The following is an 18,627-nucleotide window of genomic DNA, read 5'->3' as shown; positions in this document are numbered from 1 at the left end:
AAGTCTCGGTCGTGTCGGCGATGTGGGAGTGGTCGATCTCTGTGCATCATGATGCGCATCGTCCCCAGAGTCAGTCCAGTTGGTCACTGTCGGCGATACTTAACCGATGAATCCGGACGCAGACGACGTGACTGATGCGGCGCTGGCCGCTGATCTCGCCGTTGACGCCGGGAAACTGCTGCTGCAAGTACGCGACGAGGTGGGCTTCGGTCATCCCTGGGCGCTCGGCGACGCGGGTGATTTTTATGCCAACGAACTCCTGCTGCGGCGACTACGGGCCGAGCGGCCGGATGACGCGGTGCTCAGCGAGGAAGCCTACGACGATCTGGTGCGGCTGAATTCCGACCGGGTCTGGATCGTCGACCCGTTGGATGGCACCCGTGAATTCTCGACACAGGGACGCGACGACTGGGCGGTACACATCGCGCTTTGGCAACGTCCGGGCGGCGAGCCAAACAGCAACAGGCCCGAGATCACCGATGCCGCGGTGGCGCTGCCCGCGCGCGGAAATGTGGTGTACCGCAGCGATACAGTCACGACAGACGCTGTGCCCGCCGGCGTTCCCGACGTGGTCCGGGTGGCCGTCAGCGCCACCCGACCCCCGGCGGTCCTGCACTGGATACGCCGGACGGTGGCCATCGAATTGGTGCCGATCGGCTCAGCGGGTGCCAAGGCGATGGCGGTGATCGATGGCCAGGTCGACGCCTACGTACACGCGGGTGGCCAATGGGAATGGGATTCGGCGGCGCCGGCCGGAGTGATCCTGGCCGCCGGCCTGCACGCGTCGCGGCTCGACGGTTCGCCGCTGCACTACAACCAGCCCGACCCGTACCTGCCCGACTTTCTCATGTGCCGCGCCGAGTTGGCACCTGTCCTGCTCGACGCGATTCGACAAGCGAGGCGCTGATCTCTGGGCTCAGGTCCGAATTGCGGTCCCTTTGCGGACATCACCATTGCCCCAGCGGCGTTGGCACCGTTGTGTGATTCTGCCGAATTTGGCTGGCACGCGAAGTCGTCGTGCGGGGCCGTCGCGACCGGGTGTCGGCGGCCGCGACGGGCAGCGGGAATCGGCGTATCGTGTGCACATTCGTCATGTCGGGACGTGGCTGGGTTAACGATGACCTGACAGGAGAATGACGATGTCGTATTTGGTGGCGGTCCCGCAGTCTTTCGCCTCGGCGGCAACAGATCTGGCGGGCATCGGCTCGGCGCTGAGTGCCGCGCGTGTGGCGGCGGCGGTTCCGACCACCGCGATCGTGGCCGCCGCCGGTGATGAGGTGTCGGCGGTGATCGCGTCGCTGTTCTCTGAACATGGGCAGGACTTTCAGGCGCTGGGCGCTGCGGCGGCAGCGTTTGAGGGCCAGTTCGTGCAGGGGCTGAACGCCGCCGGGGGTGCCTATGCGGACACCGAGGCCCAGAGCGTGTCGCCGCTGCAGACCGTGGAGCAGGACGTGTTGGGGGTGATCAATGCGCCCACTAATGCGTTGTTGGGGACGCCGTTGATCGGCAACGGTACCGATGGGGCGCCGGGCACCGGGCAGGCCGGTGGGCCGGGCGGGTTGTTATTCGGCAACGGCGGGCAGGGCGGTTCGGGGGCGCCGGGACAGCCCGGCGGCAAAGGCGGTAACGCCTGGCTGTTCGGTGACGGCGGCCAGGGTGGTGCCGGGGGGGCGGGCGTCCCCGGTTCGCCGGGTGCCGCGGGCCCCAACGGTAGCAACGGCGGGGCCGGCGGCATTGGCGGCAACGCCGGGCTGCTGATCGGCAACGGCGGACAGGGCGGGGTCGGTGGGGCCGGCGGCAACGGCGTCACCTCGCAATTGGTGCACGTCGGCCTCAACGGCGGCAACGGCGGCACCGGCGGCACCGGTGGCAACGCCGGGGCCGGCGGCAACGGCGGGCTGTTGTATGGCAACGGCGGTGCCGGCGGCGCGGGCGGCGTCGGCGGCACCGGCGGGGCGGCCCAGGGCGGCACCGCCGGCGCAGACGGCACCAGCGGCAGCATCAACGGCGTGGGCGGCGGCGACGGCGGGGACGGAGGAAACGGCGGCAACGGCGGTGGCGGCGGGGCTGGCGGCCACGGCTCAGCATTGTTGGGCCAGGCGGGAGCCACCGGCGCCAACGGCAACGGCGGCGGCGGGGGCGCCGGTGGCCAGGGCAACCACGGTGGTGACGGTTACAGCCCCAATAGCGGCGCCGGCGGCTCCGGTGGCTCCGGCGGCAAAGGCGGTGACGGTGGCCTGGGTGGCAGCGCCGGTGTCGGCGGCGTCGGCGGCGTCACGGGCACCGCGGGCGTCGGCGGCAACGGCGGTAACGGCGGTAGCGGCGGCAGCAGTGGCGAAAGCGGCATCGGTGGCACCAACACCGGTGGCGGCGGCGGCGCCGGCGGCACCGGCGGTAACGGAATCACCGGCGGCCATGGCGGCACCGGCGGCGACGGCGGTAGCGGCGAGAGCACCGCTGTCGCCACCGGCGGCGGTGGTGGTGGCGGCGGGTCCGGTGGCAACGGCACCACCGGCGCCGGCGGGACCGGCGGCAACGGCGGCAACGGTGGTGATGCCAGTGTCTTCTTCAACAACACCAACGTCGGCGCGGGCGTCGGCGGCGGCCAGGGCCTAGGCGGCGGTGCCGCCGGCGCCACTGGCGGCCCCGGCGGTGGTGGCGGCGGGGGCTCCGCCGCCAGCACTGGCACCACCGGGACCCACAGCGGCGGGAGCGGCGGTTCCGGCGGCGGCACCGGGGGCGGCCACGTCGGGGCCGGTGGCCAGGTCGACGGCGCCGCCAACGGCACCGACGCGGCCGGTGGGGGTGGCGGCGGCGGGGGCGGTATCAGCGGCGGCACCGCCGGCGGCGGCGGCAACGGCGGCAGCGCCGAAACCGTCGCCACGGGCGGTGTCAGCGGCGGCGGTGGGGGCGCCGGCGGCAAAGCCGGCCAAGACGGCGGCGGTTCCGCCGCCGGGGGCACCGTCAACGTTGGCACCGGCGGCAGCGCGGGCACCGGCGGCGGTGGAGGTGGGGGCGCCGCCGTAAGCGAGACCGCGGGCAGCGCCACCGGCGGCAACGGCGGCAACGGCGGCTAGCACCGACGAAGGTCGGCGGCCGTCCGCGGGTCGCCAGGCTTCACCCCGCCTGCCCGGCTCCTCCTCCGCCCGCTATGCGGGCTGCTGGGACCGCCCGGATCGCCACGCCTAGAGTCGTGCACATGCAGTCGTGGTCCGTCGCACCGGTTCCGGCTCTGTCGGGCCGCGGCCCGGAGCTACGGCTCTACGACACCGCCGACCGCCAGGTGCGTCCGGTGGCCCCGGGCCGCACCGCCACTATGTATGTCTGCGGCATCACACCCTACGACGCCACCCATCTGGGCCACGCCGCAACGTATCTCGCGTTCGACCTGATCCACCGGCTGTGGCTGGACCTCGGTCACGATGTGCATTACGTGCAGAATGTCACCGACGTCGATGATCCATTGTTCGAGCGCGCCGACCGCGACGGCGTCAGCTGGCGCGACCTCGCCGATAACGAGGTCGCGTTGTTCCGCCAGGACATGGCAGCGCTGCGGGTGCTGCCGCCCCGTGAATACATCGCGGCCAGCGCGGCGATCGCCGAAATGGTTGAGCTCGTCGAAAAAATGTTGGCCTCCGGGGCCGCCTACGTCGTCGACGACGAGTATCAGGACATCTACTACCGGGCCGACGCCACGCCGCAATTCGGCTACCAGTCGGGGTACGACCGCGAGACCATGTTGCGGCTATTTGGCGAGCGGGGTGGCGACCCCCAACGCCGCGGCAAGACCGACGAACTCGACGCGCTGCTGTGGCGCGCCGCAAGGCCCGGCGAGCCCAGTTGGCCATCGCCTTTCGGTCCCGGCCGGCCGGGATGGCACGTCGAGTGCGCGGCGATCGCGCTCAGCCGCATCGGTAGCGGACTGGACATCCAGGGCGGGGGCAGCGACCTGATTTTCCCGCACCACGAGTTCACCGCCGCGCACGCCGAATGTGTCAGCGGCGAAAGGCGTTTCGCGCGCCACTACGTACACGCCGGGATGATCGGCTGGGACGGGCACAAGATGTCGAAGAGCCGCGGCAACCTGGTGCTCGTATCGGCGTTGCGCTCCCAGGGCGTAGATCCGTCGGCCGTTCGGCTGGGTCTACTGGCCGGGCATTACCGCGCCGATCGTTTTTGGAGCCAGCAAGTGCTCGACGAGGCAATGGCCCGGCTGCAGCGCTGGCGCGCCGCGGCCGCGCTGCCCGCCGGTCCCGACGCCGCCGACGTAATCGCCCGGGTACGCCAGTATCTAGCCGATGATCTCGACACCCCCAAAGCGATTGCCGCACTGGATGGTTGGGTGACCGACGCACTGGAGTACGGTGGCCACGACGCGGCGGCACCGAAGTCGGTGGCAACCGCGGTGGATGCGCTGATGGGAGTGGACGCGCAATGACTCAGCTCCAAGGACAGCTGCAGGGCAAAGTCGTCTTCCTCACGGGCGGTGCGCGGGGCATCGGCGCCGAGGTCGCCCGGCGGCTGCGTAACAAGGGCGCCAAGCTCCTGCTGACCGATGTCGACAAGGCGGGGTTGGACGCGCTGGCTACACCCAAGGCCTGGACAAGTCCTAGCGCCCGAATCCCGGACGGCGCCGTCGCAGGTACCGCTCGAACTCGGCGGCCAGCGCGTCGCCGTCGATCTTGCCCAGCGCCTCATTCATGTCGACCTCGGCGTCGCCGCGCTGCTCCAGCGACTGCACGTATTCGGCCAGGTCGTCGTCCTCGGACGTCATCTCGGTGATCGCCTGCTCCCACTCCTCGGCCTGAGCCGGGAGGTCGGCCAACGGGACTTCGATGTCGAGCACGTCTTCCACGCGGCGCAGCAATGCCACCGTGGCCTTGGGGTTCGGCGGGTGCGACACGTAATGGGGGACCGCCGCCCAGAACGTGACCGCCGGAATCCCGGCGGCCACACAGGCATCCTGGAACACCCCGGCGATCCCGGTCGGGCCCTCGTAACGGGTTTCCTCCAGGCCGAACCGCCGCGCCGACTCGGGGGAGTAGGCCGCACCCGAGACCGGGACCGGGCGGGTGTGTGGGGTGTCCGCCAGCAGTGCCCCCAGGATCACAACGGTGTCGACGGCGAGTTTGTCGGCGATGGCCAGCAACTCGGCGCAGAATGTGCGCCACTTCATATTCGGCTCCACACCGTGCATCAGCACGACGTCCCGGTCGCTGCCCGGGGGGCGGCAGTGCGAGATCCGCATCGCCGGCCACACCAGCTCCCGCGTCACCCCGTCGACCTGGCGGATCACCGGGCGATTGACCTGGTAGTCGTAGTAGGCCTCGTCGTCGATCTCGATGATCGGATCCGCTTCCCAGATGGCGTCCAGGTGCTCCAGCGCGTCGCTTGCCGCGTCACCGGCATCGTTCCAGCCCTCAAACGCCGCCACGACGACGGTGTTGTGCAGTTCGGGCAGGGCTGAATCGCCCTCAGGCTCACGATGCGACGGAGTCACAGAATTAGGGTACGGCTACCTGGATGTCTGCCGCGCAGATGCTCGCCGGGCCGAGCGGTTTGCATAGAACCACTATCCTTGTGGGGTGACTGCCGCCAAGGAACATCGCTACGACACGGATCTGCTCGATACTTTGGCGGCACGCGTGGTGGTGGGCGACGGCGCGATGGGCACCCAGCTGCAGGCCGCAGACCTGACGCTGGACGACTTCCGCGGACTCGAAGGCTGCAACGAGATCCTCAACGAAACCCGCCCCGACGTGCTGGAAACGATCCACCGCGGCTATTTCGAAGCCGGCGCGGACGCCGTGGAGACCAACACCTTCGGCTGCAACCTGTCCAACCTGGGCGACTACGACATCGCCGACAAGATCAGGGACCTGTCGGAGAAGGGCACCGCGATCGCGCGCCGGGTCGCCGACGAGCTGGCCACTTCCGAACGGAAGCGCTATGTGCTGGGGTCGATGGGGCCGGGGACCAAGCTACCAACCCTCGGGCACATCGAGTACGCGGTCATTCGCGACGCTTACACCGAGGCGGCCCTCGGCATGCTGGACGGCGGCGCCGACGCGATCCTGGTGGAGACTTGCCAGGACCTGCTGCAGCTAAAGGCTGCTGTGCTGGGCTCACGGCGGGCCATGACGCAAGCCGGTCGGCACATCCCGGTCTTCGCCCATGTCACCGTCGAGACCACCGGCACCATGCTGCTGGGCAGCGAGATCGGTGCGGCGCTGACCGCCGTCGAGCCGCTCGGCGTGGACATGATCGGCCTGAACTGCGCGACGGGGCCCGCCGAGATGAGCGAGCACCTGCGGCACCTGTCACGGCACGCCCGCATCCCGGTGTCGGTGATGCCCAACGCCGGTCTGCCGGTGCTGGGCGCCAATGGCGCCGAATACCCCCTGCAGCCCGACGAATTGGCCGAGGCGCTGGGCGGGTTCATCGCCGAGTTCGGGCTGTCGCTGGTCGGGGGTTGCTGCGGCACGACCCCAGCCCACATCCGCGAGGTGGCCGCGGCGGTGGCCGAGTTCAACGACGGCATCAGGCAGCGCGGCGAACGGCAGGTGACCTACGAGCCGTCTGTGTCGTCGCTCTACACCGCCATCCCGTTCGCGCAGGATGCCTCGGTCCTGGTGATCGGCGAGCGCACAAATGCCAACGGCTCCAAGGCCTTTCGTGAGGCGATGATCGACGAGGACTACCAGAAGTGCCTGGACATCGCCAAGGACCAGACCCGCGACGGTGCGCACGTGTTGGACCTGTGTGTGGACTACGTGGGCCGCGACGGTGCGGTCGACATGAATGCGCTGGCCAGCCGGCTGGCCACCTCGTCGACACTGCCGATCATGCTGGACTCGACCGAAACCGCGGTGCTGCGAGCGGGTTTGGAGCACCTGGGCGGACGTTGCGCGATCAACTCGGTCAACTACGAGGACGGCGACGGCCCGGAGTCGCGCTTCGCCAAGACCATGGAGTTGGTCGCCGAGCACGGCGCCGCCGTGGTCGCGCTGACCATCGACGAAGAAGGCCAGGCCCGCACCGCCGAGAAGAAGGTCGAGATCGCCGAGCGGCTGATCGACGACATCACGAGTAACTGGGGCGTGGATGAATCCTCCATCCTCATCGACACTTTGACCTTCACCATCGCCACCGGTCAGGAGGAGTCGCGCAAAGACGGCATCGAGACCATCGAGGCGATTCGTGAGCTCAAGCGGCGACATCCGGACGTGCAGACCACGCTCGGTTTGTCCAACATCTCCTTCGGTCTCAATCCCGCTGCGCGCCAGGTGCTTAACTCCGTGTTCCTGCACGAGTGCCAGGAGGCGGGTCTGGACTCGGCGATCGTGCACGCCTCAAAGATCCAGCCGATGAACCGGATACCCGAGGAGCACCGCAAGGTCGCCTTGGATCTGGTCTATGACCGCCGCGCCGACGAGTATGACCCGCTGCAGGAATTGATGCGCCTGTTCGAGGGTGTGTCGGCGGCGTCGTCGAAGGAATCCCGCGCGGCCGAACTGGCCAGGCTGCCGCTGTTCGAACGGCTGGCCCAACGCATCGTCGACGGCGAACGCAACGGCCTGGAAGCCGATCTCGACGACGCGATGGCGGAAAAGCCGCCGCTGGCGATCATCAACGAGAACCTGCTGGCCGGCATGAAGACCGTCGGCGAGTTGTTCGGCTCCGGACAGATGCAGCTGCCGTTCGTGCTGCAGTCGGCCGAGGTGATGAAAACCGCTGTGGCTTACCTGGAACCGCACATGGAGAAGTCCGAGGACGACTCCGGTAAGGGACGGATCGTGCTGGCCACCGTCAAGGGCGACGTGCACGATATCGGCAAGAATCTGGTCGACATCATCTTGAGCAACAACGGCTACGAGGTAGTCAACATCGGCATCAAGCAGCCGATTGCCAACATCCTCGAAGTGGCTGAGGACAAGAGCGCCGACGTGGTCGGCATGTCGGGGCTGCTGGTGAAATCCACGGTGGTGATGAAGGAAAACCTCGAGGAGATGAATACCCGGGGCGTCGCCGAGAAGTTCCCGGTGCTGCTGGGTGGTGCGGCCCTGACCCGCAGCTATGTCGAGAACGACCTCGCCGAGATCTACGAGGGCCAAGTGCATTACGCGCGCGACGCCTTCGAGGGCCTGAAGTTGATGGACACGATCATGAGCGTCAAGCGCGGCGAGGCGCCAGACGTCGATAGCCCCGAAGCGGTGGCGGCCCGCGAGAAGGAAGCTGAGCGCAAGGCCCGTCATGAGCGTTCCAAACGCATTGCGGAGCAACGCAAGGCCGTCGAAGAACCCGTCGTGGTGCCCGAACGCTCCGACGTCGCCGCCGACATCGAGGTGCCGGCGCCGCCGTTCTGGGGGTCGCGGATCGTCAAAGGTCTGGCGGTGGCCGACTACACCGGCCTGCTCGACGAGCGGGCGTTGTTCCTGGGCCAGTGGGGGTTACGCGGCCAGCGTGGCGGTGACGGTCCGTCGTACGAGGAGCTCGTCGAGACCGAGGGCCGGCCACGGTTGCGCTACTGGCTGGACCGGTTGTCCACCGACGGCGTCCTGGCGCATGCGGCGGTGGTGTACGGGTACTTTCCGGCGGTCTCCGAGGGTGACGACGTCGTGGTGCTCACCGAGCCCAGCACGGACGCCCCGGTGCGGTTCCGGTTTCAGTTCCCGCGCCAGCAGCGCGGCCGGTTCCTGTGCATCGCCGACTTCATTCGGTCGCGGGACCTGGCCGTCAAGCGGGGCGAGGTGGACGTGCTGCCGTTCCAGCTGGTGACGATGGGTCAACCGATCGCCGACTTCGCCAACGAGCTGTTCGCGTCGGACTCCTACCGCGACTACCTCGAGGTGCACGGCATCGGCGTGCAGCTCACCGAGGCGCTGGCCGAGTACTGGCATCGGCGTATCCGCGAGGAACTCAAGTACGCCGGCGACCGGGCGATGTCGGCCGAGGACCCCGAGGCCGTCGAGGACTATTTCAAACTCGGATACCGGGGTGCCCGGTTCGCCTTCGGTTACGGCGCGTGTCCGAACCTGGAGGATCGCGCCAAGATGATCGAGCTGCTCGAGCCCGACCGCATCGGCGTGACGCTGTCCGAGGAGCTGCAATTGCACCCCGAGCAGTCCACCGACGCGTTCGTCCTGCACCACCCGGAAGCCAAGTACTTCAACGTCTAGCCCCCATTCGGGTCGCGACCGTGCGTGTTTGCACACGACACGCCGCTGCTCCTTGGCAATCTGCGCACCCTCGCGAGGGCCCCTGGGCGAAACTGCCGTGACTTTGCTCGCCGCCCCGTGACACAATCGCTGGCCGTGAAGACCTTCGAGGATCTGTTCGCCGAACTCGGCGATCGCGCCCGCACCCGGCCGGCCGGCAGCGCCACCGTCGCCGCGCTGGACGCCGGGGTGCACGCCGTGGGCAAAAAGATCCTGGAGGAGGCGGGCGAGGTGTGGCTGGCGGCCGAACACGAACCGGACGACGCCCTCGCCGAGGAGATCAGCCAGTTGCTGTACTGGACTCAGGTGTTGATGATCTCGCGTGGGTTGTCCCTCGACGACGTCTACCGGAAGCTGTGAGCATGTTGCGGGTCGCCGTCCCCAACAAGGGCACGCTCAGTGAGCCGGCCACCGAGATCCTGTCCGAGGCCGGCTACCGGCGACGCACCGATCCCAAAGATCTGACCGTCATCGATCCGGTCAACCAGGTCGAGTTTTTCTTCTTGCGGCCCAAAGACATTGCGATCTATGTCGGTTCGGGAGAACTCGACTTCGGCATCACCGGACGCGATCTGGTCAACGACTCCGACGCGCCGGTGCGCGAACGCCTGGCGCTGGGCTTTGGGTCATCCAGCTTCCGTTACGCTGGTCAGGTCGGCCGTGACTGGACGACGGCTGATCTGGCCGGAAAGCGGATCGCCACCGCCTACCCCAATCTCGTTCGAAAAGATCTGGCCGCCAGAGGTATTGAAGCGACGGTAATCAGACTCGATGGGGCCGTCGAGATCTCGGTGCAACTCGGGGTGGCCGACGCCATCGCCGACGTGGTGGGATCCGGACGCACCCTGGGTCTGCATGATCTGGTGGCGTTCGGCGAGCCGCTATGCGATTCGGAGGCGGTGCTGATCGAGCGCGCCGACTCAGCCGGCAGTCCCGCGCGCGATCAACTCGTCGCTCGGGTCCAAGGCGTGGTGTTCGGCCAGCAGTACCTGATGCTGGATTACGACTGCCCGCGTGCGGTGTTGGACAAAGCCACGGCCATCACCCCGGGTCTGGAGTCACCGACCATCGCCCCGTTGGCCGACCCCGAGTGGGTCGCGATCCGCGCACTGGTGCCCCGCCGCGGCGTCAACGAGGTCATGGATGAGCTCGCCGTCATCGGCGCCAAAGCGATTCTGGCTTCGGACATCCGGTTCTGCCGATTCTGATCTCTTTCTGGGTGCCGGGCCGTTAGCTGTGTTAACGTCCGGCGGGGGCCGACGCGGATAGTACCCAGGAGGATCGCCGTGGCACATCATCTCCTCGTCCTGCTAATGGCTCTGCTGATCGGCGTCATCGCCGGCTTGCGTTCCCTGACGGCACCCGCCGTGGTCGCCTGGGGCGCCTTCCTCCTTTGGATCAACATGAATGGCACTTGGGCCAGCTGGATGGGCAACCTGATAACCGCCGTCATCCTGAGCCTGCTTGCGGTGGGCGAACTGGTCAACGACAAGCTGCCGAAGACGCCGCCCCGCACCGCGCCGCCGGTGTTCGCCGTCCGGATTCTCATGGGCGGGTTCGCCGGTGCGGTTCTGGGCACCGTGTGGGGTTACAAGTGGGGTGGAATCGGCGCCGGTGCGGTCGGTGCCGTGCTGGGCACCCTGGGTGGTTATCACGCGCGCAAAAGCCTGGTGGCGGTGGCCGGCGGCAGGGACCTGCCGATCGCGCTGCTCGAGGATGCGGTCGCCGTCTTCGGTGGCTTCGGCATTGTCGCCGCGACGGCCGCTCTGTGACAGAGCATTTCGACGCGATCATCGTCGGCGCCGGTCAGGCGGGACCACCGCTGGCGGGTCGGCTGACCGCCGCCGGGCAGCGGGTCGCGATCGTGGAGCGCAAACACATCGGCGGCACTTGCGTCAACACCGGCTGCATTCCGACCAAGACACTGGTGGCCAGCGCGTTTGCCGCGCAATTGGCCCGTCGCAGCGCGGAATACGGCGTCGGGACCGGACCGACCACCGTGGACATGGCGAAAGTCAAGGCGCGCAAAGACGGCATCATGCTAGAGGACCGCGCCGGTGTCGAGGCCTGGCTGGACGGTATGGAGCGCTGCACCGTGGTCCGAGGCCACGCGCGATTCGAGGATGCCCACACGCTGAAGGTCACCCAACACGGCGGGGACCATGCGCTACACGCGGACCGGATCTTCCTCAACGTCGGTGGCCGCGCGGTGGTGCCCGACATCCCGGGGCTCTCCGACGTCGAGTTTCTGACCAATGTATCCGTCCTCGAACTCGACACGCTGCCAGAACATCTCGTGATCGTCGGCGGCAGCTACATCGCGCTGGAGTTCGCGCAGATGTACCGCCGTTTTGGCGCCCGGGTGACGGTGGTGGAGCGCGGTCCGCGGCTGGCCTCCCGCGAGGACCAGGATGTCTCGGCCACCATTAAGGAGATCCTGGAGGCCGAAGGGATCGACGTGGTCCTGGGCGCCGACGATGTGCGAATCAGCAAGCACGACAACGGGTTTGAGCTTACGCCCAGTGCCGGTGCCAACCCCGTTCCAGGCAGTCATCTGTTGCTGGCGGTGGGGCGCCGACCCAACACCGACGACCTGGGTCTGGACGCGGCCGGCGTGCAGACCGATGCCCGTGGTTACGTCGTCGTCGACGATCAGCTCAAGACCAACGTCGACCACATTTGGGCGATGGGCGACTGCAACGGCAAGGGCGCCTTCACCCACACCTCGTATAACGACTTCGAGATTGTCGCGGCCAACCTGCTCGACGACGACCCGCGTCGGGTCAGCGACCGCGTCACCACCTACGCCCTCTACATCGACCCGCCGCTGGGCCGCGCGGGGATGACCGTCGACCAGGTCCGCGCGTCGGGCCGCAAGGCGCTGGTCGGCAAGCGGCCGATGAGCAGGGTCGGCAGAGCCGTGGAAAAGGGTGAGACACAAGGCTTTATGAAGGTCGTGGTGGACGCCGACACTGATCAGATTTTGGGCGCCGCCATCTTCGGCGTCGGCGGCGACGAGGTCATTCACGGCATCCTGGACGTCATGTCGGCGAAAGCGCCATACACCACGTTGGCCCGGACGATGCATATCCACCCCACCGTCAGCGAGCTCATTCCCACGATGCTGCAGGAGATGTCGCCCCTCGACTAGTGGGGGTCGTGGGACTGCAGCCAGTAGGACACGCCACCCTGGCGTACCCAGGCGTCGTGCTGCTTGCCCAGCGGGGTGATTAACGAGTCTTACTGTTACCTTACGGTACTCTTATTTTTCTTAATATTGGTGTACGGTCGCTCGTCAGGGGCTCGCCGAGCCTGTGCGGTGGGGTCATCACCCGGCTTGTTTGGTGGTCCTAACGCCGCGCCTATGCGATATCGGAAGGGGCCGTGGATGAGCGAGGTCGGTGAGCACGCTTGTGTGTTGGGTGCGGGTATGGCGGGTTTGCTTGCCGCGCGGGTGCTTTCAGAGTCATACAGGTCGGTGACCGTGGTGGAGCGCGACCAGTTGCCCGATCATCCTCGTGATCGCAGAGGTGTTTCGCAGGGGCGCCATCTGCATACCTTTTTAAGCCGCGGCACACTGGTGTTAGCGGAATTGTTTCCTGGAGTGCTCGAGGAGATGGCTGCCGCCGGCGCGGTCGTGGTCAACGACGGCGATCTGTCGCGGATCTATGCCCGTGTGGGGCGCTGCGAGTTGAAACGTTCGGGGAGATTAGCCGATCCAGGGGTCTTGACGTTGTGTCTGGCGAGCCGGCCGTTCGTTGAGTTCCACGTGCGCCGGCGCGTCGAAGCCCTGGCGAATGTGGCGTTTCTGGACGAACACGAGGTTATCGACCCGCTTGTCGTCGCCGATGCGGTGACCGGGGTGCGAATCGTCAACCGCACCAACGGGATGGTGACTGCGTTGGATGCAGATCTGGTGGTCGACGCCACGGGCCGGGCTGCACGGACTCCGGCATTTCTCGAAGGCTCGGGCTATGGTCGGCCGGCGGAGAAGCGGTCTCCGAGCGCGGTGGGCTATTCGAGCCAACGGTTCGCCCTCCCTGAGGGACGCCTGAACAAGCAGTTGGTTATGTCCAATCAAGGGCCCAGCCAGCCTACGGCGCTGTTGTTGGCCTGCGAGCACGACACGTGGATGCTCGCGGTCGGCCGATCGACCCACGTGGGCGGGGCGCCGGCTGACTTCGCCACGATGCTGGCCCTGGTCCAGAGGGCCCTACCTTCGGCGATCGCCGACGCGTTGGGCGGTGCGCAGCCCGTCGGCGAGATCGCTATGTTGCGCAACCCGGCTGCGGTGTGGCGTCGCTACGACCGGATGGCGCGATTCCCGCGCGGATTGTTAGTGATGGGCGATGCGCTATGCAGCCTCAACCCAATTCACGGGCAAGGCATGACGATGGCCGCACTGCAATCGCTAACGCTGCATGATTGTTTGCGTTGCGGCGATCGCGATCTGGCCCAACGCTTCTTTCACGCAGCCGCGCAAGACATCGGGCCCACGTGGGCCCGCAATCAGGCCATCGACCGTGTCCCGGCTAACCGTAAACAATCGGTGCGCCAGAGGCTGCTCGACCAAATCGTCAGGGCGACTTTGACCGCCGCGGCCTACGACACAACCGTGACCGAACGCCTTCTGCGCGTCTCTCACCTCATCGATCCACCCGCCCGGCTCGGCGATCCCGCGCTGCTGCCCCACATCCTCGCTGCCAATCTCCGCCACCTGTGCACGCTGACCCGAAGGCAGCTCGGCAGACCGTCCCGCCACGACCTCGTCAGCACCCGCCACCGCGGCCCAGGCACCACCGCCGCTGCCAACACCTAAACCGGTGACCAATTCAGCCCAAGAGGTGGACTCAACCATGTCGCACAAACCGGTGCTCGTCGTCGGGGGCGGCCCCGTCGGGCTGTCCGCTGCCCTGGAGCTTGCCAGGTGCAATGTTCCCAGTGTTGTTGTCGAGCAACATGATTCAACATCGTGGCATCCCAAGACCCGCAACTTGAATACGCGCACTATGGAGATCGCGCAAGGATGGGGCAGTGCGGTGTATCAACGCCTGCGCGGCATCGATACCCCGCCAGGCTGGAAAAGCCCGGTCAGGTTTATGACCTCGGTTGTTGGCCACCAGGGCGGTCACATCGAGACGCGAGGTTTCGAAGGTCCCGGGCCGACAATCAGCCCGGCACTGCCGATAATGTCGTCGCAGGAGCTCATCGAAGCCATCCTGCGTGACGCGGCGGAGGCGACGGGAATCGTCGATCTCCGGTTCGGTCACCAGGTCACCGAGGTGGTGACCGGGGGCGGTGACCACGACACCGAAGCGGCCGTGGCAGTCCGAGTCAACGCGACCGGCGACAGCTACAGGCTGGTCGGAGAGGCGCTGGTCGCCGCCGATGGCGTCCACAGCACGGTGCGCACTCAACTAGGCATCGCCTTGCAGGGCGAGCAGGGCCTCCATCACTTCGCCAACTGTTACTTCCGGAGCGATATAGAGCGCCATGTCGGCCAGCGCCGCGCCGTGTTGTTCTTCGTCGCCAACGCAGACGCCGTCGGCGCGTTGCAACCACTCGACGCAAATGGCCGCTGGCTGTGCCAGATCGGGGTGCAGCCTGACGAGTGGGTTCGCGAACTCTGGGACGCCGAGCGAGTGCGGCGGTGGGTCCGCGGCGCGGTCGGCGTGCCCGACCTCGACGTCGAGGTCAAGGGCGTTGGACTGTGGCAGATGAACGCCACGGTCGCCGATCGCTTGGTCCAGGGCCGCGTGGTGTTGTGCGGCGATGCCGCCCACCAGTTCCCGCCCACCGGGGGACTGGGAGTCAATACCGGACTGCAAGGCATGCACAACGCCATTTGGAAGCTGGCCTTGTGCGTGCGCGGCCTGGCCGGCTGGTCGTTGCTCCAGACCTATGAGGACGAACGTCGCCAACCCGCGATCACCACCCTCACCCAGTCTTTGGCGAATTACCGCAATGTCGGACGTATCGCTGCGGCGGCCTACAACCCAGCAGGCAGCGACCTCAGCCCCGAGGAACTCCTGCGGGAGACTCGACGCTACGGCAATCACCTCGGCATCGAGTTCGGCACGGTATACCGGTCGGCCGCGGTCATCGACGACGGCACAAACCCTCCCGACGTCGACGACGACTATTGTGACTACGCGCCCTCTGCGACACCGGGCTGCCGGGCCCCACATGTCTGGCTGGGCAACGAACGGGAACCCGTCTCGACGCTCGACCTGTTCGGCGCAGGCTTCACCGTGCTCGCGGGCCCAGATGGGGGAATCTGGCGCAAGGCAGCCGCCGGTGCTGCTCGACAGCTTGGAGTGCCGATCGCCAGCTATGTCGTCGGCGATCCCGGCCTGGCCGATCACACCAACACCTTCTTCGGTCACTACGAAATCAACCACGACGGGGCGGTCCTCGTGCGCCCCGACGGATATGTCGCCTGGCGCAACGCAACCGGACACTCCAACGGCGCCCCACTTATCCAAGCGGTCGAACAGATCCTGGATCGCCGCTCAGTGGGGTAATCGCTCGGGTCGTCCGGGGTCAGGGGGAGTCGTGGTGACAGTCCGTGATGAGACATGACCTAGTTTTTCTAGGCCTGATGGTGTGCCTAAGATCAGCGCAATGCCACCGACCGCCGAGGCTATCCGCCCCTTCTCCGTCGCGATGAGGGAAGGTTCTCAGGCTGAGCACGACGCAGCGGAGGCGTCGCCGTTCGTGTCGGAACTGCTCGCCGGCCGCGTCAACGAGCGGGGCTACGCCGACTACCTGAGGCGATTGCGAGTCGTCTACGGCGCGCTGGACAACGCCGTGCGGGCTCGCCGCGACGACCCCTTGGTGGCGGCCGTGTATGACCCGGCGCTGGAGCGCGTGCAGGCGATCGACGACGACTTGGAGCATTGGGCGCCCGGCGCCTCGCGCGAGGTCGAATCCCCGGCCGCCCAGGCCTACCGGGAGCGGATCGGCGATGCCTCCTGGGGCGGCGCCCTAGTGGCCCACCACTACACGCGCTACCTCGGCGATCTCTCGGGCGGTCAGGCCATCGGCAAGGTTCTAGCCCGCACATTCGACCTGGGTGGCAGCGGCCTCGCCTTCTACGAATTCCCGGTGCGGCCCAAGCCCTACAAGGACTCCTACCGGGCCCGGCTTGACAGACTCGACCTCGACGCCGAGGAGATTCAGCGCGCGGTCGACGAGGTCAAAGTTGCGTTCGGCCTGAACCAGGCGCTGTTCGACGAACTTGCCGACAACCTGCGGGCCTACCGGCGCTGAGCGGACGCCTCCGCGGCGCGCTCGGGCGGGTGCACCATCGTCTCGGTCAACGTGTCAGGCGGCCATCCGGGATAGGGCGGCGGCGTGCCCCCGAACACCGGGCAGAGCTGCTGGTGCGAACACCATTCGCAGAGCCGGGACGGGGTAGGGCGGAAATCGCCTGTGGCACCGGCAGATTGGATTGCCCGCCAGATCGCCATCAGCGTCTTCTCGAAACGCAGCAGCTCGTCGCGGTCCGGGGAGTAGTCGAGCATCTGTCCGTCGGCGAGGTAGATCAGCCTCAGCCGGGCGGGCAGCACACCACGCGACCGATACAGCGCCACCGCGTAGAACTTCATCTGGAACATGGCCTTGAACTCGGCCAGAGCCCGCGCGGCCGGTGGCGCCTTGCCGGTTTTGTAGTCGACCACGCGCAGCTCGCCCGTAGCCGCGAGGTCGATCCGGTCGATGTAGCCACGCAGCAGCGTGCCGTCGGTCAGTTCGACCTCCACGCGCTGCTCGCAACTTTGCGGGTTGAAACGGGTCGGGTCTTCCAGCCGGTAATAGCCGGATAGCAGCGCGCGGGCCTCCTCCAGCAGCTGGGTTCGTTGGCCGGGTTCCAGCTCCGCGGCCAGCTCTGGCTCGCGGGCGATCACCTGGTCCCACGCGGGTTCTACCAACGCCTGTGCGGTCTTGGGTCCGCGCGATTCCGCGGGCAGGCCGTAGAGCCGCTCGAGCGCGGCATGCACCAGCGAACCGCGCAGCTGCGCCGTCGACGGTGCCTCGTGTAGCCGGTCAATCGCGCGGAACCGGTACAACAGGGGGCACTGCTTGAAGTCCGCCGCCCGCGACGGCGACAGTGCCGGTCTCTTCGTGGCCCGGGACACCGGTGTCTCGAGCTGATCCGTCATGACCGCAGCTTATTACCGCCTGCCGACAGACCCGAGGACCCGACATGGCGAGTCGGCTGGCACGCTGGACGGCGTGTCAGCAACCGGCCCTTTCACCGTCGGCGAACGCGTCCAGCTCACCGACGCCAAGGGCCGGCACTACACGATGTCGCTCACTCCCGGCAGCGAGTTCCACACCCACCGCGGATCGATTCCCCACGACGCGGTGATCGGGCTGGAGCAAGGCAGTGTGGTCAAATCCAGCAACGGCGCACTGTTTCTGGTGCTGCGCCCCCTGCTGGTCGACTATGTGATGTCGATGCCGCGCGGGCCGCAGGTGATCTATCCCAAGGACGCCGCCCAGATCGTGCACGAGGGCGACATCTTCCCCGGTGCGCGGGTGCTGGAGGCGGGAGCCGGCTCCGGTGCGTTGACCCTGTCGCTGTTGCGAGCGGTCGGCCCGCGGGGTCAGGTGATCTCCTACGAACAGCGCGCCGATCACGCCGAACACGCTCGCCGCAACGTGGTGACCTTCTACGGCGACGCGCCCGACAACTGGCAGCTGATCATCAGCGACGTGGCCGAGTCCGAGCTGCCGGACGGCTCCGTCGACCGGGTGGTGCTCGACATGTTGGCGCCCTGGGAGGTGCTGGACTCGGTGTCGAGGCTGACGGTCCCCGGTGGTGTGCTGGTGATCTACGTGGCCACCGTCACCCAACTGTCCAGGGTCGTGGAAGCCGTGCGGGCCCAGCAGTGCTGGACCGAGCCGCGATCGTGGGAGACGCTGCAGCGGGGCTGGAACGTCGTCGGGCTCGCCGTCCGGCCGCAGCATTCGATGCGCGGACACACCGCATTCCTTGTGACAGCACGACGACTGGCACCGGGTGCAGTGGCCCCGGCACCGCTCGGCCGCAAGCGCGAAGGCCGCGACGGGTAGAGCGCGTTAGTCCTCGCTCCTCCGCAACGCCCTTCGCGCCGACAGCAACTCGAACTCGGGGTGTGCGGCCACCAGGCGTTCGGCAGCATTCAGGACGTCCACGACATGACCGCGGTCGCCGGAGACCACCGCGACGCCGATGCCGGCGCGGCGGTGCAGATCATGCGAACCCGTCTCGGCGGCCGACACGCTGAGTTTGCGCCGCAGCTCGGCGACGACGGGGCGTACCAGCGAGCGCTTCTGCTTCAGCGATCGCACGTCGCCGAGCAGCACGTCGAACTCGAGCCAGCCGATCCACATTCCGGGGGTCAGGGTGTCTTCAAGAGGTGGG

15 protein-coding genes and 1 pseudogene are annotated in these 18,627 nt (G+C 67.4%); 13 read left to right on the top strand and 3 right to left on the bottom strand.

Going from position 1 to position 18,627, the window contains the following annotated elements; translation table 11 throughout:
- The first annotated feature begins 106 nt into the window (after positions 1-106).
- The 4 genes and pseudogenes from JO236_RS10570 to JO236_RS10555 form a co-directional block, all read left to right on the top strand.
- The gene (locus tag JO236_RS10570) at positions 107-907 is read left to right on the top strand and encodes a 3'(2'),5'-bisphosphate nucleotidase CysQ (protein ID WP_293329444.1); all 801 of its coding nucleotides are present in this window, start codon (positions 107-109) and stop codon (positions 905-907) included.
- Positions 908-1,139: 232 nt separating this feature from the next.
- A complete protein-coding gene (locus JO236_RS10565) occupies positions 1,140-3,077 on the top strand; it encodes a PE family protein (protein ID WP_293329443.1) in 1,938 nt (645 codons plus the stop codon).
- Between the two features lie 122 nt (positions 3,078-3,199).
- Positions 3,200-4,438, top strand: coding sequence for a cysteine--1-D-myo-inosityl 2-amino-2-deoxy-alpha-D-glucopyranoside ligase (gene mshC / locus JO236_RS10560; protein WP_293329442.1), 1,239 nt, complete (start codon positions 3,200-3,202; stop codon positions 4,436-4,438).
- A pseudogene (locus tag JO236_RS10555) lies at positions 4,435-4,575 on the top strand (SDR family NAD(P)-dependent oxidoreductase); the annotation flags it as partial. The gene mshC and the pseudogene JO236_RS10555, both read left to right, overlap by 4 nt.
- A gap of 34 nt (positions 4,576-4,609) precedes the next feature.
- On the opposite strand, the gene JO236_RS10550 reads toward JO236_RS10555, so the two are convergent.
- Positions 4,610-5,500 carry a PAC2 family protein gene (locus JO236_RS10550; protein WP_293329441.1) on the bottom strand — a complete coding sequence of 297 codons (891 nt, stop codon included), beginning with the start codon at positions 5,498-5,500 and terminating at the stop codon, positions 4,610-4,612.
- Between the two features lie 85 nt (positions 5,501-5,585).
- On the opposite strand from JO236_RS10550, the gene metH reads away from it, so the two are divergent.
- The 8 genes from metH (at position 5,586) to JO236_RS10510 (ending at position 16,490) form a co-directional block, all read left to right on the top strand.
- Positions 5,586-9,179 (top strand): methionine synthase, encoded by a 3,594-nt coding sequence (gene metH, locus JO236_RS10545; protein ID WP_293329440.1) that lies wholly within the window; start codon positions 5,586-5,588, stop codon positions 9,177-9,179.
- 117 nt (positions 9,180-9,296) lie between these two features.
- Positions 9,297-9,578, top strand: coding sequence for a phosphoribosyl-ATP diphosphatase (locus tag JO236_RS10540; RefSeq protein WP_293329439.1), 282 nt, complete (start codon positions 9,297-9,299; stop codon positions 9,576-9,578).
- A gap of 2 nt (positions 9,579-9,580) precedes the next feature.
- On the top strand, positions 9,581-10,426 hold the full coding sequence (hisG, locus tag JO236_RS10535; protein WP_293329438.1) for an ATP phosphoribosyltransferase: 846 nt from the start codon (positions 9,581-9,583) through the stop codon (positions 10,424-10,426).
- Between the two features lie 105 nt (positions 10,427-10,531).
- Positions 10,532-10,990: a DUF4126 domain-containing protein gene (locus JO236_RS10530; protein ID WP_293329471.1), complete on the top strand. Its 459-nt coding sequence runs from the start codon at positions 10,532-10,534 to the stop codon at positions 10,988-10,990.
- Positions 10,987-12,369, top strand: a complete 1,383-nt coding sequence (locus tag JO236_RS10525) for an FAD-containing oxidoreductase (protein ID WP_293329437.1) — start codon at positions 10,987-10,989, stop codon at positions 12,367-12,369. Before JO236_RS10530 ends, JO236_RS10525 begins: the two co-directional genes overlap by 4 nt.
- Before the next feature lie 237 nt (positions 12,370-12,606).
- Positions 12,607-14,037 (top strand): FAD-dependent oxidoreductase, encoded by a 1,431-nt coding sequence (locus JO236_RS10520; protein WP_416362213.1) that lies wholly within the window; start codon positions 12,607-12,609, stop codon positions 14,035-14,037.
- A 37-nt stretch (positions 14,038-14,074) separates the two neighbouring features.
- On the top strand, positions 14,075-15,742 hold the full coding sequence (locus JO236_RS10515; protein ID WP_293329435.1) for an FAD-dependent monooxygenase: 1,668 nt from the start codon (positions 14,075-14,077) through the stop codon (positions 15,740-15,742).
- Positions 15,743-15,842: 100 nt separating this feature from the next.
- Entirely contained in the window at positions 15,843-16,490 is a 648-nt protein-coding gene (locus JO236_RS10510; protein WP_293329434.1) for a heme oxygenase (biliverdin-producing), read from the top strand.
- Here the strand turns inward: JO236_RS10510 and JO236_RS10505 are convergent.
- Complete coding sequence (locus tag JO236_RS10505) at positions 16,478-17,380, bottom strand: PD-(D/E)XK nuclease family protein (protein ID WP_293329433.1); 903 nt, start codon at positions 17,378-17,380, stop codon at positions 16,478-16,480. The genes JO236_RS10510 and JO236_RS10505 overlap by 13 nt on opposite strands.
- Positions 17,381-17,453: 73 nt before the next feature.
- Here JO236_RS10505 and trmI point away from each other — a divergent pair, with 73 nt between their 5' ends.
- Entirely contained in the window at positions 17,454-18,296 is an 843-nt protein-coding gene (trmI, locus tag JO236_RS10500; protein ID WP_293329432.1) for a tRNA (adenine(58)-N(1))-methyltransferase TrmI, read from the top strand.
- 6 nt (positions 18,297-18,302) lie between these two features.
- Here trmI and JO236_RS10495 read toward each other — a convergent pair whose 3' ends face one another.
- A complete protein-coding gene (locus JO236_RS10495) occupies positions 18,303-18,596 on the bottom strand; it encodes a DUF503 domain-containing protein (protein ID WP_293329470.1) in 294 nt (97 codons plus the stop codon).
- Positions 18,597-18,627 lie beyond the last annotated feature (31 nt).

This window comes from Mycobacterium sp. (assembly GCF_019247635.1).
Lineage (GTDB): Bacteria > Actinomycetota > Actinomycetes > Mycobacteriales > Mycobacteriaceae > Mycobacterium.
Note: the sequence above shows the minus strand (reverse complement) of the source record. Positions and strands in the feature narration are given on the sequence as shown.

Coding starts and splice junctions, on each gene's coding strand:
- JO236_RS10570 (WP_293329444.1), top strand. CDS start 107: ATGAATCCGGACGCAGACGACGTGACTGATGCGGCGCTGGCCGCTGAT.
- JO236_RS10565 (WP_293329443.1), top strand. CDS start 1,140: ATGTCGTATTTGGTGGCGGTCCCGCAGTCTTTCGCCTCGGCGGCAACA.
- mshC (WP_293329442.1), top strand. CDS start 3,200: ATGCAGTCGTGGTCCGTCGCACCGGTTCCGGCTCTGTCGGGCCGCGGC.
- hisG (WP_293329438.1), top strand. CDS start 9,581: ATGTTGCGGGTCGCCGTCCCCAACAAGGGCACGCTCAGTGAGCCGGCC.
- JO236_RS10530 (WP_293329471.1), top strand. CDS start 10,532: ATGGCTCTGCTGATCGGCGTCATCGCCGGCTTGCGTTCCCTGACGGCA.
- JO236_RS10520 (WP_416362213.1), top strand. CDS start 12,607: ATGAGCGAGGTCGGTGAGCACGCTTGTGTGTTGGGTGCGGGTATGGCG.
- JO236_RS10515 (WP_293329435.1), top strand. CDS start 14,075: ATGTCGCACAAACCGGTGCTCGTCGTCGGGGGCGGCCCCGTCGGGCTG.
- JO236_RS10510 (WP_293329434.1), top strand. CDS start 15,843: ATGCCACCGACCGCCGAGGCTATCCGCCCCTTCTCCGTCGCGATGAGG.
- JO236_RS10505 (WP_293329433.1), bottom strand. CDS start 17,380: ATGACGGATCAGCTCGAGACACCGGTGTCCCGGGCCACGAAGAGACCG.
- JO236_RS10495 (WP_293329470.1), bottom strand. CDS start 18,596: ATGTGGATCGGCTGGCTCGAGTTCGACGTGCTGCTCGGCGACGTGCGA.